This is a genomic window from Bradyrhizobium sp. 27S5, from assembly GCF_037217225.1.
Classification (GTDB): Bacteria; Pseudomonadota; Alphaproteobacteria; order Rhizobiales; family Xanthobacteraceae; genus Bradyrhizobium; species Bradyrhizobium septentrionale.
The window spans coordinates 8,205,945-8,221,279 of record NZ_CP147714.1 but is presented as its reverse complement, the minus strand read 5'-3'; the positions used below and the strand labels follow the sequence as shown (position 1 = coordinate 8,221,279).

At 65.2% G+C, this 15,335-nt stretch carries 13 protein-coding genes; 3 read left to right on the top strand and 10 right to left on the bottom strand.

What is annotated here, in order from left to right:
- Positions 1-38: 38 nt before the first annotated feature.
- Positions 39-2,153, bottom strand: coding sequence for a glycogen debranching protein GlgX (glgX, locus tag WDM24_RS38675; protein WP_338829436.1), 2,115 nt, complete (start codon positions 2,151-2,153; stop codon positions 39-41).
- A 481-nt stretch (positions 2,154-2,634) separates the two neighbouring features.
- Positions 2,635-3,348: a RadC family protein gene (gene radC, locus WDM24_RS38670; RefSeq protein ID WP_338829435.1), complete on the bottom strand. Its 714-nt coding sequence runs from the start codon at positions 3,346-3,348 to the stop codon at positions 2,635-2,637.
- 354 nt (positions 3,349-3,702) lie between these two features.
- Here radC and WDM24_RS38665 point away from each other — a divergent pair, with 354 nt between their 5' ends.
- Positions 3,703-4,422 (top strand): DNA-3-methyladenine glycosylase I, encoded by a 720-nt coding sequence (locus WDM24_RS38665; RefSeq protein WP_338829434.1) that lies wholly within the window; start codon positions 3,703-3,705, stop codon positions 4,420-4,422.
- 108 nt (positions 4,423-4,530) lie between these two features.
- On the opposite strand, the gene map is transcribed toward WDM24_RS38665, so the two are convergent.
- Positions 4,531-5,355 carry a type I methionyl aminopeptidase gene (map, locus tag WDM24_RS38660; protein WP_166299476.1) on the bottom strand — a complete coding sequence of 275 codons (825 nt, stop codon included), beginning with the start codon at positions 5,353-5,355 and terminating at the stop codon, positions 4,531-4,533.
- Positions 5,356-5,523: 168 nt separating this feature from the next.
- Positions 5,524-6,840, bottom strand: a complete 1,317-nt coding sequence (locus WDM24_RS38655) for a mechanosensitive ion channel family protein (RefSeq protein ID WP_338692708.1) — start codon at positions 6,838-6,840, stop codon at positions 5,524-5,526.
- Positions 6,841-7,163: 323 nt separating this feature from the next.
- On the opposite strand from WDM24_RS38655, the gene WDM24_RS38650 reads away from it, so the two are divergent.
- Entirely contained in the window at positions 7,164-8,954 is a 1,791-nt protein-coding gene (locus WDM24_RS38650) for a potassium/proton antiporter (protein ID WP_338829433.1), read from the top strand.
- 3 nt (positions 8,955-8,957) lie between these two features.
- Here the strand turns inward: WDM24_RS38650 and WDM24_RS38645 are convergent, their stop codons facing one another.
- The 6 genes from WDM24_RS38645 to mepA form a co-directional block, all read right to left on the bottom strand.
- Positions 8,958-10,199, bottom strand: coding sequence for a hypothetical protein (locus WDM24_RS38645; RefSeq protein ID WP_338829432.1), 1,242 nt, complete (start codon positions 10,197-10,199; stop codon positions 8,958-8,960).
- Between the two features lie 193 nt (positions 10,200-10,392).
- A complete protein-coding gene (gene modC, locus WDM24_RS38640) occupies positions 10,393-11,064 on the bottom strand; it encodes a molybdenum ABC transporter ATP-binding protein (protein WP_338829431.1) in 672 nt (223 codons plus the stop codon).
- A 2-nt stretch (positions 11,065-11,066) separates the two neighbouring features.
- A complete protein-coding gene (modB, locus tag WDM24_RS38635; protein WP_166299465.1) occupies positions 11,067-11,762 on the bottom strand; it encodes a molybdate ABC transporter permease subunit in 696 nt (231 codons plus the stop codon).
- A gap of 2 nt (positions 11,763-11,764) precedes the next feature.
- Positions 11,765-12,550, bottom strand: coding sequence for a molybdate ABC transporter substrate-binding protein (gene modA / locus WDM24_RS38630; protein WP_338692698.1), 786 nt, complete (start codon positions 12,548-12,550; stop codon positions 11,765-11,767).
- 191 nt (positions 12,551-12,741) lie between these two features.
- Positions 12,742-13,251, bottom strand: coding sequence for a hypothetical protein (locus tag WDM24_RS38625; protein ID WP_338829430.1), 510 nt, complete (start codon positions 13,249-13,251; stop codon positions 12,742-12,744).
- Positions 13,252-13,399: 148 nt separating this feature from the next.
- Positions 13,400-14,347, bottom strand: coding sequence for a penicillin-insensitive murein endopeptidase (gene mepA, locus WDM24_RS38620; protein ID WP_338829429.1), 948 nt, complete (start codon positions 14,345-14,347; stop codon positions 13,400-13,402).
- Between the two features lie 194 nt (positions 14,348-14,541).
- On the opposite strand from mepA, the gene WDM24_RS38615 reads away from it, so the two are divergent.
- Positions 14,542-14,976: a L,D-transpeptidase gene (locus WDM24_RS38615; RefSeq protein WP_338829428.1), complete on the top strand. Its 435-nt coding sequence runs from the start codon at positions 14,542-14,544 to the stop codon at positions 14,974-14,976.
- Positions 14,977-15,335: the final 359 nt, after the last annotated feature.

The window sequence follows — 15,335 nt, the reverse complement described above, 5'->3', positions numbered from 1 at the left end:
GAACGGCGGATTACGCTTCGCTAATCCGCCCTACAGAGCTACTTCACCTCGCCGGTCGTGAGCAGCACGAAGGAGCGGCCCGTTACCTTGTAGATACTGTCGAAGCCGAACTGTCCGCCCGCCGCTTGCTCCGGCGCGCTGGTATCGAGCAGCAGCGACCAGTGCGCGCCGGCGGATGTCGTCGGTAGCTTGAAGTCGACCTCGCCCTCATAGCTGTTGAGGATGACAAGCACGGTGTCGTCCTCGCCCTCGCGTGCGATCGCGGTCTTGCGCGCGCGGCCGTCGAGCAGCGCGGCAAAGCATTTGATCCAGCCGGTGGTCCAATCGGCCCGCGTCATCTCGACGCCCGACGTGCTGATCCAGACAACGTCGCGGATGTTGAGCTCGGCGTCGCGATCGCCGGAGAGGAAGCGGCTGCGGCGCAGGATCGGGTAATCGCGCCGCAGCTTGATCATCCGTTTGGTGAAGGCGAGCTGCCTCTCGGCGTCGGTGGACAAATTCCAGTCGAACCAGGAGATGTCGTTGTCCTGGCAATAGGCGTTGTTGTTGCCGCGCTGGGTGCGGCCGAACTCGTCGCCGCCGAGCAGCATCGGCGTGCCCTGCGAGGCCAGCAGGGTCGCCAGCATGTTGCGCTTCTGGCGCTCGCGCAAGGCGCGGATGTCGGGATTGTCGGTCGGACCCTCGGTGCCGCAATTCCAGGAATGATTGTCGGAGGTGCCGTCGCTGTTGTTCTCGCCGTTGGCCTCGTTGTGCTTGTTGTTGTAGCTCGCCCAGTCGTTCAGCGTGAAGCCGTCATGGGCGGTGATGAAGTTGACGCTGGCCCAGGTGCGGCGTCCCTCGCGGTTGAACACATCATGCGAGCCGAGCAGCCGCGGCGCCAGCGCGCCGGGCGTGGCTTCGCCGCGCCAGAAATCGCGCACGGTGTTGCGGTACTTGTCGTTCCACTCCGCCCAGCCCGCCGGAAAGCCGCCGACCTGGTAGCCGCCGGGACCGCAGTCCCAGGGTTCGGCGATCAGCTTGACGGTCGCGAGCAGCGGGTCCTGGTTGACAGCCTTCAGGAAGCCGGACTGCTCGTCGAAGCCATAGACCTCGCGCGCCAGGATGGTGCCGAGGTCGAAGCGGAAGCCGTCGACATGCATGTGGCCGGCCCAGTAGCGCAGGCTGTCCATCACCAGCTGGATCACCCGCGGATGCGACAGGTTCACCGTGTTGCCGGTGCCGGTGTCGTTGATGTAGTAGCGCCGCTTGTCGGGCAACAGCCGGTAGTAGCTCGCATTGTCGATGCCCTTGAACGACAGCGTCGGACCGCGCTCGTTGCCTTCGGCGGTATGGTTGTAGACGACGTCGAGGATCACCTCGAGACCGGCGCCATGCAGCCGCGACACCATCTCCTTGAATTCGCGCAGGCTGTTGGGGACATCGGCGGCGTAGCGCGGGTCCGGCGCGAAGAAGCCGATCGTGTTGTAGCCCCAATAATTGGTGAGGTGCTTTTCGAGGAGATTGCTGTCGTTGATGAAGGAGTGCACCGGCAATAGCTCGACCGAGGTGATGCCGAGCGCCTTCAGATGGTCGATCGCGGCGTTCGAGCCGAGGCCGGCATAGGTGCCGCGCAGGTTGTCGGGGATGCCGGGATGCTGCCTGGTAAAGCCCTTGACGTGGGTCTCGTAGACGACGGTCTCGTCCCAGTGGGCTTCCTGCCGTTGCGGCTCCTGAGCCCAGTCGAAATTGGGATCGCACACGACGCATTTCGGCATGAACGGCGCACTGTCGCGCTCGTCGAACGTCCGATCGTCGCCGCTTTCCATCTTGTAGCCGAACACCGCCGGATTCCATGTCAGGCTGCCGGCATGGGCGCGCGCATAGGGATCGAGCAGCAGCTTGTTCGGGTTGAAGCGGTGACCGCCGTCGGGCTGGTAGGGGCCTGAGACGCGAAAGCCGTACAACGTGCCCGGCTGCACGCCGTTGATGAAGCCGTGAAACACCTGGTCGGTATATTCGGGCAGCTCGAGGCGATGGGTCTCGCGCTCGCCGTCGAACAGGCAGACCTCGACCTTGCTGGCATTGGCGGAGAACACCGCGAAGTTGGTGCCATGGCCGCTCCAATGCGCGCCCAGCGGATAGGGCAGGCCTTCCTCAACGACAAAATCGGACATCACGCCCCCCAAGGCCAGCAATTCAACCTGCAACAAACGCCGCCACGCGAAAAACGTTGCATTGGCTATTTTAGCGGCAATCGCGCGTGGTTCGTATGACGCAATCGTCATTCCGGGGCTCGCAAAGCGATGCCCCCAGGTGCGCAATTGCGCACCAAGTCGCGAGAATGCGAAGCTGTGTCTTCATCCACGCTGTCATCGCCCGGCTTGACCGGGCGATCCAGTACGCCGAGGCCCATCCGTTCAAACACGACTGTCTCTGAAATACTGGATCACCCGCTTTCGCGGGTGATGACACCGGAAAAGCTGCTTCACATTGAATCAGACCAACACCGTCGTCCCGGCGAAGGCCGGGACCCATAACCCCAGATATCAGTTGGTTGGCGATGCTGGGGCCGCAGCCGGCTTCAACAATTCACCCCTGTGGCAATGGGTCCCGGCCTTCGCCGGGACGACAGCGGGCGGCTTGTTGAGTGCAATGCTAAATCAGCCGCATGCCCTTGAAGCTCGCATGCCCGTTCTTGCCGACGATGATGTGATCGTGCACCGCGATGCCGAGCGGTTTTGCGATCTCGACGATCGCTTTGGTCATCTGGATGTCGGCCTGCGACGGCGTCGGGTCGCCGCTCGGATGATTGTGCACCAGGATCAGCGCGGTCGCCGACAATTCCAGCGCCCGCTTGATCACCTCGCGCGGATAGACCGGGGTGTGATCGACGGTGCCGGTCTGCTGCACCTCGTCGGCGATCAGCTGGTTGCGCTTGTCGAGGAACAGCAGGCGGAATTGCTCCTTGTCGGCGAACGCCATGCCGGTGCGGCAATAGTCGATGACGTCGTTCCAGGACGACAGCGCGATGTTGCGCCTGATCTCGCCCTTGGCGATCCGGCCGGCGGCTGCCGCCAGCAGCTTGAGCTGGTTGATCGAGGCGTCCTTGATGCCGTCGACCTCGCGCAGCCGCGCCACCGGCGCGTGCACCACCTCGGCGAAGGAGCCGAACTTCTTCAGCAGCGCCTTGGCCAATGGCTTGGTGTCGCGGCGCGGGATGGCAGCGAACAGCGCCATCTCCAGCAGCTCATAGTCGGTCAGCGCGTCGGGGCCGGCCGCATGGAAGCGTTCGCGCAGCCGTTCGCGATGGCCATGATAATGCGGCGTCCCGTCGGGCTGATCGGTGCTGTCACTGGCTTTGGCGGGCATCGGCCACAACCATGCCGTGCCCGCCGGGTTTTGCAAGGGGCGATGCAACCCACGGTCATCGCCCGGCTCGCCGCCTCCGCTAAAGCTTCGGCGCGCCTGAGAGCGAAAGCCCCGTCGAAGCCTTGGCGTAGACGGGACCGGGCGATCCAGTACGCCGCGGCTTCTCGATTCAAGCGGTGGCGTCTCTGGAATACTGGATCACCCGCTTTCGCGGGTGATGCCACCGCAAATGGGTCCTGGCTTTTGCCAGAACGACGATCGTGTGTGAGGCGCCCACTTCCCCGGTTTGCCACGATGCGACGGGCGAATTACCGTTCGCTGCAACGGTTCGAGATCGAAATGGGGGAGGACGGCGTGACGTCATTCAAGGTGATCCGCGCGCGCGCCGAGAAGCGCAAGGGCGGGCCGAAGGCACTGGCGAAATTGCTGCGGCCGCCGGCGGGCGCCAAGACGCTGGCAAAGCTCGGCGACGACCGCGTGCTGGCCGAGATGACCAGGCGCGTGTTCTGCGCAGGCTTCGCCTGGAGCGTGATCGACGCCAAATGGGAGGGTTTCGAGCAAGCGTTCCTTGGCTTTGAGCCCGCCAAGCTCGCCTTCAAATCAGATGAATTTTGGGAGAAGCTGACCAGCGACACAAGGATCGTGCGCAACGGCGCCAAGATCATGTCGGTGCGCGACAATGGCCGCTTCGTGCAGGAGATCGCGCGCGAGCACGGCAGCTTCGGCAAATTCCTCGCGGCATGGCCGTCGTCGGATGAGGTCGGATTGCTTGATCTGCTGGCCAAGCGCGGCAGCCGGCTCGGCGGCAACACCGGGCAGATGCTGCTGCGCTTTCTCGGCTGGGATGGCTTCGTCACCTCGCGCGACGTCGTCGCCTGCCTGCGCGATGCAGGCCTCGATATTGCCGAGGAGGTCAAATCGAAGCGCGATCTCGCCAAGGTACAGGCGCAATTCAACGCCTGGGCGGAGGAGACCGGGCTGTCCTATCTGCATTTGTCGCGGATCTGCGCGATGTCGATCGGCGAGAACCACACGCCCGAGGAGATCGTCGAGCGGACGCGAAGCGATTATTGATCAAGCGTGATGACGTTAGATTGAGTAGCAACCGCATCGCATTAGATGCGACCTCCCCCGCAAGCGGGAGAGATACACCGAACTTGCCGCAGGAACGTTTCGACCTGCCTACACCTGAACCCAGGGCTTCTCGCCATGGCGCTCGGACAGCGTGAAGATCTCGACACCGTCGGCGGTGACGCCGACCGAGTGCTCGAACTGCGCCGACAGCGAACGGTCGCGGGTCACCGCGGTCCAGCCGTCGGACAGGATCTTCACATGCGGCTTGCCGAGATTGATCATCGGCTCGATGGTGAAGAACATGCCGGGCCTCAACGGCACGCCCTCGCCGGGGCGACCGATATGGATGATGTTCGGCTCGTCGTGGAACAGGCGGCCGAGGCCATGGCCGCAGAAGTCGCGCACCACGCTCATGCCTTGCGGTTCGACATAGCTCTGGATGGCGTGACCGATATCGCCGGTAGTGGCGCCGGGCTTCACCGCCGCGATGCCGCGCATCATCGCCTCATAGGTCACCTCGATCAGCCGCTCGGCCTTCCGCGCGATGGCGCCGATCGCATACATCCGGCTGGAATCGCCGTACCAGCCGTCGACGATGAAGGTGACGTCGACATTGACGATGTCGCCTTCCTTTAGCGGACGATCGCCCGGCATGCCGTGGCAGACCACGTGATTGATCGAGGTACAGGTCGAGTAGCGATAGCCGCGATACATCAGCGTCGCCGGATAGGCGCCGTGGTCGAAGGCGAACTTGCGGACGAACTCGTCGATATCGGAGGTCGGGACGCCCGGCTTGACGAGGTCGGTCAGTGCGTCGAGGCATTTCGACACCAACGCGCCGGCCTTGCGCATGCCAGCAAAGCCGCTCTGCCCGTGCAGCTTGATCTGGCCGGTCTTGCGAAGGGAGGTGTCGGTGGCGTCGATATAGCTCATGGGCGGGGCGTTTCTGCGGGCAAGGGGCTGATTTCAGGCTCTAATTTAATGATCGGCGCGCCCGGTGCAAGCCAAGGTTGGGCATGGGGACAATGCCCAAACTGCTTGATTTCGCGGCCCAATCCGGAACAGCGGCCGCTCCTTGTCCGAAAAAACTGTGTTCAAATGCTAGCTGGAGACCTCGACCACGCTCTCGACCGGCGGCGCGCCGCCGCGGATCCGGAGTTCCCGCACCGGATAGGGCACCCTGATGCCCTGCTGCTTGAAGGCGTCCCACAGCGCCAGCATGACGTCGCTCTTCACATTGTCCATGCCGTCGGGATCGGCGATCCAGAAGGTCAGAGAGAACTTCATGCCGAGCTCGGCGAATTCGGTCAGGATGCAGTTCGGCGGCTTGCCCTTGAGCGCGCGGGCGTGGGCCGCGGCGGTCTCGATCGCGAGCTTGCAGACCAGTCTCGGATCGGCGTCGTAATTGGCGGCGAAGGCGATCTTCACCAGCGTATTCTTGTCGGTATAGGTCCAGTTGGTGACCTTCTGCGTCACCAAATCCTCGTTCGGGATCAGGAACTCGCGGCCGTCGCCGGCGGCGACCGAGATGTAGCGGGTTTTCATCGCGCTGATGCGGCCCTGGCTGTCGCCGATGGTGACGAGGTCGCCCGGCTTCACCGATTTGTCGACCAGCAGAATGATCCCCGAGATGAAGTTGGCGACGATCTTTTGGAGGCCGAAACCGATGCCGACGCCGACGGCGCCGGAAAGCACCGCCAGAGCCGACAAGTTGATCCCGACGGCACTCAAGGCAATGGCGACCGCGACCACCATCAGGCCGATGCGAATGATCTTGACCAACAACACCTGGATCGACGGGGTCAGGTCGGTCGAGCGGGTGATCTGGCCGTCGATGAAATTGCTGGCGATATTGCTCAGCCACAACGCTAGGATCAGCACCGCGCCGGCCTTGATCAGCAGCAGCGGCGACAGCCGCAGACCGCCCATGACGACGGCGAACGAATCCAGCGTGTCGGCCGCCCAATCGAGCTGGCCGACGATGCTGAGCGCCGCAACCACCCAGGCTGCGATCGACACCGTCTTGACGATGAAGGCGTTGTCGATCACCGAGGTTACGAGGCGGATCACGAGCCAGGCCAGCGCCAGCTTGGCGGAGACCGCGATCAGGTAGCTGCGGCTCGGCCATGTGGCGTGCCACATCACGATGCGCGAGATCACCATCAGCACCGCGAACACGGCGGTCGAGGCGCTCGTCACCATCACGCGGGCAAAGTGCCGGAGCGGCAGCGGCCACCGGCTCGCCAGCGACGACAATTCGACCCGTGAGTGAATGGCGGTATCGGCCGCGTAGGCGAGGCCCGCGGCGGCGAGGATGATGCCGAACTGCAGATAGAACCAGGGCGAGGCGACCTCGGCGCCGACCGAGCGCGCGGCCATTTGGATCGATTCCAGGACGTCCTTCCAGCTCATGTCCATCGGCAAATTCTCAACTTGCAGTGCGGGTCAGGCAAATGTGATTCGAAGGTGTTGGGAGATTCCCACAACGGCGCGCGCGCGACCATCGATACACCACAGTGTCGAGGCGCATTAGAGCGTTTTCGAGCGAAGTGGTCACCGGTTCGCGTGAAGAAAACGCGTCAGAACAAGAATCGAGAGACCCGTTCCGATTTTATCGGAACGGAAAAGGATCTCGGGGCAGCGGGACCGGGCACATTGCCGCTTATGGCAGAAATCGTTTGGCGTCCCGGTGTGGCGACGATAAGGATGCAATTGCAAGTATTTGAGACCCCCGAAGGCGCATGGCATCCCTTGACTCCGTCAGTATAGCGATCCTGCTCGGCGCGGTGCTGGTGATGGCCGGCATCCTGTCGAGCCTGTTGGCATTGCGGTTCGGCGCCCCGTTGCTGCTGGTGTTCTTGCTGGTCGGCATGCTGGCGGGCGATTCCGGCCCCGGCCGGCTGCAGTTCGACGACGTCCGCACCACCTATCTGGTCGGCTCGGTGGCGCTGGCGCTGATCCTGTTCGACGGCGGCTTGAAGACGCGGTTTGCCAGCATCCGCACCGTGCTGGTGCCGTCGATGGTGCTGGCGACCGCCGGCGTGCTGCTCACCGCGCTGATCACGGCGCCGGTCGCCCGCTATGTGCTCGACCTCAACTGGACCGAGTCGCTCCTGGTCGGTGCCGTGGTGGCCTCGACCGACGCCGCGGCGGTGTTCCTCCTGGTGCATACCCAGGGCCTGCGCCTGCGCCCGCGCGTCGGCGCGACGCTGGAGGCGGAGTCCGGCACCAACGATCCGTTCGCGATCTTCCTCACTTTGATGCTGGTCGAGTTCATCTCGATCGGCCAGAGCTCGGCCTCGCACATCGCGATGGAGTTCATCCAGGAAGCCGTGCTCGGCGCCATCATCGGGGTGATCGGCGGCCGGCTGGTGGTGCTGGCGCTGAATTATGTGGCGCTGCCGCAGGGCCTGCATGCGCCGTTCGTCACCACAGCGGCACTGGTGATCTTCGGCGGCTCGCAGATCGTGCATGCCTCGGGATTCCTCGCGGTCTATCTCGCCGGTATCATCATCGGCAACCGGCCGACCCGCGCGCATAATTCGGTGGTGACGTTCCTCGACGCCGCGACCTGGCTGGCGCAGATCGTGATGTTCGTGCTGCTCGGCCTCCTGGTGTCACCGCATCGCCTGCTCTCCAGCGCCGGCGGCGCGGTGCTGGTGGCATTCGCACTGATGCTGGTGGCGCGGCCGCTGGCGGTGCTGATCTGCCTCGCGCCGTTCAAGTTCAACTGGCGGGAAAAGATCTTCATCGCCTGGACCGGGCTACGCGGCGCGGTCGCGATCTTCCTGGCCTCGATCCCGATGCTGGTCGGCCTGTCGAAGGCCTATCTGTATTTCGACGTCGCCTTCGTCGTCGTCATCATCTCGCTGTTGCTGCAGGGCTGGACGCTGGGACCGGCGGCACGGCGGCTGCATGTCGCGCTGCCGCGCGCCGAACGCGGCCCGCGTCGCGTCGAGCTCGACCTGCCCGGCCAGCTCGAGCAGCAGCTGGTCGGCTATCCGGTGCGGCCCAAGAGCCTGTATTTCCGCCGCGGGCTGATTCCGTCGTGGTCGAAGCCGACACTGGTGATCCGCGACGAGCGGATCCTGACGCCTGTCGAGGCCGATCCGGTCGCGCCGGGCGACTACATCTATCTGCTGGCGCCGCCGGAGCGCGCCGAGGCGCTCGACCGCTTCTTCGTCGACATGGCGCCATCGAGCACGCCCGATCCGCATCTGCTCGGCGACTTCATGGTCTCGGGCGAGCATACGCTGGGCGAGCTCGCCGAGATCTACGGCGTCAAGGTCGATGAGCACCAGGCCAAGCTGACGCTTGCGGATTATTTCGACATCAATCTCGACCGCGCGCCGAAGGAAGGCGCCGAGCTTGCGCTCGACGAGATCGTGCTGGTGGCGCGCAGCATCAGCGGCGGCCGCGTCAACGTCGTCGGCCTGCGGCTGCCGGAAGAGGAGGAGGTCGCGCCACAGACGCGGATGCAGACCGTGCGGCGCAAGCTCGCCGATATCTGGGCGTCGGTGGCGGGGGTCTGAGCGCTACTGCTTGCGCAAGAACTGCGAATCCGGCGCGAACTTCTTGATCATCTCGGACAGGCCGTCGTCGGCCGGCGGGCCGGGCGAGTCCGGCTTGGGTTCGTCCTTGAACTTCTGGCCGGAAATCTCGGCCAGCGCCGCGAGCAGCGTCTCATCGAGATCGTCGGCCGCTGTCTTTCCGGCTGGTCGCTTCGCGAGCGGTATGATGGCGGGCGGAGGTGGCAACGGCGCCGGCGGCGCGGGCTTCGGCTGGTTGGGCGCGACGGCGCGGGCGTCCTGCTCGGGCTTCGCCGCGATCGGCGCGCGCTCCGGTATCGGTGGAGGCTTGGGGGTATCCGCCCGTTTGGCGGCGGCCTGGCTGACGGCGGCGATCAACGATGCTTCGAGATCGGCGGGAGTCTCAGCCGGGATCGGCATCGGCGGCGGCGCGGCGGGCTTCGTGTCCCGGGGCGCGCGACCGAACAGCGGTTCCCGCTGGTTCGCCGTCGGCGGCCGGTTCTCGGTTGCCTTGCTGGGCTCCCTGCCGGGCTTGAAGAGACCCGCGCGTTCGGCGGCGAGCCTGGCGGAAGCCTCCTCGACGGTGGCGAGCAGGGACGATTCCAGCGCATCGGCGGGATTGCTCGGCGGTATCGGCGGCGCCGCTGGCTTGGCGACAGGGGCGACCACCACCTTCGGCTCCTGCCGGGGCGGCACCGGCACCGGCGGCGGCCGCGATACCTCGACCACCGGCGGTGGCCGCGATGCCTCGAGCGGTGGGGCCGGCGGGACCGGCTGACCGCTGCGGGCGCGCGCGATTATGCCGTCGACGATCGCCCCCAGGCGGCTCTTGTCGGGGGCGGCGAGATAGCTGGCCGCCAGCTCGTCGACATATTGCGGGCCATAGTCGGCGAGGACATGCGCGATCTGGGCCAGATCAGGATCGCTCTCGACCAGCCGTCGCCACGCCTCCCGGTCGTAGGGCGCGCCGTTCTTGTCGGGCCAAGCCACCCGGCGTGGCTGACGCTGAGGTCCGGCGTCCTGGCCGGTGACCGGGTCGAGGGTCGGCGGCCGCAGCCCGGCACTGAGGCGCGGAGGGGTAAATCCCGCGGCTGCCGGCGCGGTATCATCTGCCGGGCTTCGGCGGCGTTCGGCGACCTGCAGCGCGATCAGGCCGACGCCCATCAGCAGGAAGCCGAGCGCGGCCCACGAAATCGTGGCGCACAGCACCGCGCCGATCAGCAGCAATACCCAGCCTGTCAGTCGCACAATGTGCCCTTCCCCATGCCCGATCGGATGTCCCAATGCGGGCCTAGCAGACAAGATTGGCTATCTTATGCCGACTTTCGGAAAAACGGCCAGCTAGAGCGTTTTCGAGCGAAGTGGACACCGGTTCGCGTGAAGAAAACGCGTCAAAACAAGAATCCAGAGCTCCGGTTCTGATTCAATCAGAACCGAAGCTCTAGGCGCCGGATGTCAGCACCTTGACACCGCCGAACGCGGTCACCTGGCCGCGGCGCAGCATCACGATCTGGGTGGCGAGCTGGCGCAGCTCGGCCGCGTCGTGGCTGACATAGACCATGGGGACGCCGGCCTCGTCCCGCAGCCGCACCAGATAGGGCAGGATCTCGAGCTTGCGGCTTTCGTCGAGCGCGCCCAGCGGCTCGTCCAGCAGCAACAGCCGCGGCTTCGACAACAGCGCGCGGCCGAGCGCGACGCGCTGGCGCTCGCCGCCGGAGAGCTTTCCGGGGCGGCGGTCGAGCAGGGCGCCGATGTCGAGCAGGTCGACGACGCGCTTGTGTTGCGCGGGATCCTCGGCGAGGCCGTTCATGCGGCGGCCGTAGTCGAGGTTCTGCCTGATATCGAGATGCGGAAACAGCCGTGCGTCCTGGAAGACGTAGCCGATGCGACGGCGCCAGGTCGGCACGTGGATGCCGGCGGCGGTGTCGTCGACGGTCTCGCCATCGATCACGATCGTGCCGCGGTCCGGGCGCAACAGTCCCGCGATGGTGTTGATCAGCGAAGTCTTGCCGGAGCCGGACGCGCCGAACAGGCCGGTGACGCGGCCCTCGCTGGTGAACGATGCCGCAAGCGTGAACTCGCCGAGCTGCTTGGTGATGTCGACGCGCAGCATCGCTATTGCCCGTGCAGGCGCGCGGTGGCCCGGCGCGCGAACACTTCGGCTGCGACCAGCGCGCCGACCGCGAGCACGACCGAGATGATCACGAGCCGGGCTGCAGCGGTGTCGCCGTCCGGCGTCTGGATCAGCGAATAGATCGCCGACGAAATGGTCTGGGTCTCGCCGGGAATGTTGGAGACGAAGGTGATGGTCGCGCCGAACTCGCCGATCGCCTTGGCAAAGCCGAGCACCATGCCGGCCAGCACGCCCGGCAGTGCGAGCGGCAGCGTCACCGTTGCGAACACCCGCCACGGCGCCGCGCCCAGCGTCTCGGCGGCCTGCTCGAGACGGCGATCGACCGCCTCGATCGAGAGACGGATCGGCCGCACCAGCAGCGGAAACGACATCACGCCGCAGGCCAGCGCCGCGCCCGTCCAGCGGAAAGCGAACACGATGCCGAGATGATCGGCCAGCCAGCCGCCGACCAGGCCGCGTTTGCCGAAGGTCAGCAGCAGCAGATAGCCCGTGACGACCGGCGGCAGCACCAGCGGCAGATGCACAGCGGCATCGAGCAGCGACTTGCCCCAGAAGTCGCGCCGCGCCAACAGCCAGGCGAGCGCGATCCCGAACGGGGTCGCCACCAGCGTTGCGATGATGGCGACCCGCAGCGACAGCAGGATCGCCGTCCATTCGGTCGGCGAGATCTCAAACACGCTCAGGTCGTCGGGCTGATCAGGAAATTGAAGCCATACTTCTCGAGGATCGTCTTCGCCGCCGACGAACGCAGGAAGGCGAGATATTCCGCGGTCTCCGGCTTCGCGGTCGTGGTCGCCGCGACCGGATAGATGATGGCCGGATGGCTGTCGGTCGGGAAGGTGCCGACGATCTTGACGCCGGGCTCGACCTTGGCGTCGGTCGAGTAGACGATGCCGAGCACAGCCTCGCCGCGCGCCACCAGCGTCAGTGCCGCGCGCACGCTGTCGGCCATCGCGAATTTCGGCTCCGCCGCCTGCCATGCACCGAGCTTCTCGAGCGCGGCCTTGGCATATTTGCCGACCGGCACCGCCTTGACGTCGCCGGTCGCGATCCTGCCGTCGCCGGCGAGCTTGGCGAGATCGAAGCCCGGTCCGATGTTGACGTTGTCGATCTTGGAATCCTTCGGCGCGATCAGCACGATCGAGTTGCCGAGCAGGTTGACCCGGGTCTGCTCATTGATGTTCTTCTGCTTGATCGCGTAGTCCATCCAGTCGGTGTCGGCGGAGACGAACACGTCGGCCGGCGCGCCCTGCTCGATCTGTTTTGCCAATGCCGAGCTTGCGGCATAGCTGGCGCTGATCTTGACGCCGGTCTTGGCGGTGTAGGCCGCATTGATGTCGTCGAGCGCGTTCTTCATCGAGGCCGCGGCAAAGACGGTGAGCGTCTTGTCCTCGGCGCTCGCGGGCGAATGGATCGCGCCGAGCAGGATGACGAAGGCAGTGAAAAGTCCGGCAAGTCGTGACATGGAAGCGCTCCGTGCGAGCTCGCGCGCGAACCAGCACGCGCAAATCAGGCGTTGGGTGAAGTCTGGCCTGCGACGGACGGAAGCGCTGTTCCGCTGGTCCCCGAAGGACTTACGGTCCTCAGGGATATCGCACTGCAAACATAGCAGGCTGAGGCTTACGGTAAAGGCGACCGTTTGTCTAACGGGTCGTCCTATTCATCCGACGGCTGGATCGTGATCGACAGCGAGTTCTCTTTTGAGCCGCTGACCTGCAGCACGAAGGGGCTGGCGGCGAGGTCGTATTTCATGGTCTTGCGGATACCGTCGCAATCGGTCGCCCCGCTGAACGCCTTCGGCTTCAGGAAATGCCCGTCCTGCACCAGGTCGACCCAGGCGCCGGCCGAGAGGCTGACGGTATAAAGCCCGGCCTTCGGCGCGGCCTTGAAGCTGGTGAAGCCGGCGAAGGTGCCGTCCTTCGGCGCGCGCTCCGGCGGAGTCGGCAATTTGGCGTCGCTGGGCGTGACCAGCGCCAACGTGATGGCGGTCGATGGCAATGCGGTCTGCTCGCTGCCCGAGGCGAGCTTGGCGCGATCCGGCGCGGTCAGCGCGGCGCGTGCCCGGTCGATCGACCATTTGAACTTGTCGCAGCCGCTCGGCTCTTCCGCTGCGAAAGCGGGAACCGAGACGAGCAGGAGCGATGCGGCGAGGAGCGATTTGCGCATGTCTGGTCCATTAAGATGATGACGGATGAAACAGATCAGCGGCCCCGATCCATCGCTCGTACGCGCTTACGGCGCGACGACATCAGATCATAACGCAGTTCGAGCCGGCCGGCATAGCCGCCTGACGAAGATGTTATTGCCTTGGATGCTACTGTTTGGCGTCGGGCGCGTTCAGCACCGCCTTGCAGTCCGCCGGCAGCTGCGCCAGCGTTGTCGGCGGGCGCGGTTTCGGCGGCTTCGGCGGCGGCTTCGGATGCAGCACCGAATCCTTGAACCAGTAGGCGAGGTCGGACGGCTTGCAGCCTTCGTCTTCCGCTTGCGGCTTCTGTCCCTCGCATTCGGGGCTGCCGGACGGACATCGCATGCGGATGTGGAAATGGTAGTCGTGGCCCCACCACGGCCGGACCTTCGACAGCCAGCTGCGGTCGCCCCTGGCGTCGCGGCACAGCGCCTTCTTGATCGCGGGATTGACGAAGATGCGCTGCACCGCCGGCTCCCGCGCGGCGTCGCGGATGACGAGCGCATGAGCCGGCGTGAACACGCGCGGATCGATGTCGAGCCGGTCGTCGCGCACCATCATCACCGCCGACATCTCCTCGCGATCCTCGCGCGACAATTTGCGATCCGGCATTGGCGTCAGCCAGATATCGGCGTCGAGCCCGATCTGGTGGCTGGCGTGACCGGTCAGCGCGGGGCCGCCGCGCGGCTGGCCGATGTCGCCGACCAGGATGCCCGGCCAGCCGGCGTCCTTGTGCGCGTTGACCGCGAGCCGCTTCAACAGCGCGATCATGTCGGGGTGACCCCAGTAGCGGTTGCGCGACAAGCGCATCACCTGCCAGGTGTCGCCGTTGAGCGGCATCTGCGCCGCGCCGGCAAGGCAGCCCTTGGTGTAGCCGCCGATCGACCGCGTCGGCATCGCCGCGGGCAGCACCTTGCGTGCGAACAGCTCCTTCGCCCCGATCTTTGGATCGTTAGGGTTAGCGAGCGGCGGCAATGGCTGCGGAGCGAGCGAGCCCTTGTCCTGCGCCCGCGCGGATACGGTGCAGGCGACGAGGATTGAGATCAGGAGCGGGATCAGACGAAGGCGGGGTGTCATTCGGATCACTCTGTCGGCGCGAGGCTAGCATGGATTCGAAGCAGGCGGACCGCGCATTCATCCCATTTGCTTGATCGCCCACAAGACGGATTAAGATTACCCGCGGCTTCCTGGCGCGCATGTGAGCAACGCCACTTTACAAGCACACGTTGCAGGCGACATCATGCCCGCAATAATTCAGGGTAGGCGTCATTATGACAAGCGTATGCGTACGGCTGGCGTTTGCCGCCGCGATCGCCGCGTCGACATTGGCATTGTCTCCGGCGCGGGCCGACATCGTCGTTCACATCGATAAATCGTCCCAGCGCATGGCGGTCAGCGTCGACGGCGCGACGCGCTACAACTGGCCGGTGTCGACCGGCCGCCGCGGCTATGGCACGCCGAGCGGAGTCTTCCGTCCGCAGATGTTGGCGCGCCGCTGGTACTCGCGGAAGTACTACAACTCGCCGATGCCGTACTCGATCTTCTTCCATGGCGGCTTTGCCATCCATGGCACCTACGAGCTCACGCGTCTCGGCGGGCCGGCCTCGCATGGTTGCGTGCGCCTGCATCCCTCGCACGCAGCACAGCTCTATGGGCTGGTCGAGCGCAACGGCCGCGGCGGCACGCGGATCCAGATCACCAACTAGCGCGTTTTCGAGCGAAGTGGACACCGGTTCGCGTGAAGAAAACGCGTCAAGACAATAACCTAGAGCTTCGGTTCTGATTCAATCAGAACCGAAAATGCTCTAGCCCGCTTGGCACGCAGGCGGGCAGAAGCGCGCAGCGGCTTAACCCTGCGATAACCCTGTCACATGCTGGCAAACATTGATGCGCTTGCAGCGCATTCGGCGCATTCATTGGGCATTCGCGCGCCGATTTACGCTTCCTTCACCACGCTTCGGTGCTTCCACGCTGCAAATCTGCGCTGTTCGTCGCTTGCACACCGCCGGCAACTCGCGCGTGGCGTGAACCCGCCTGCAAAGCAGGCATGCCCGGATATCTCATA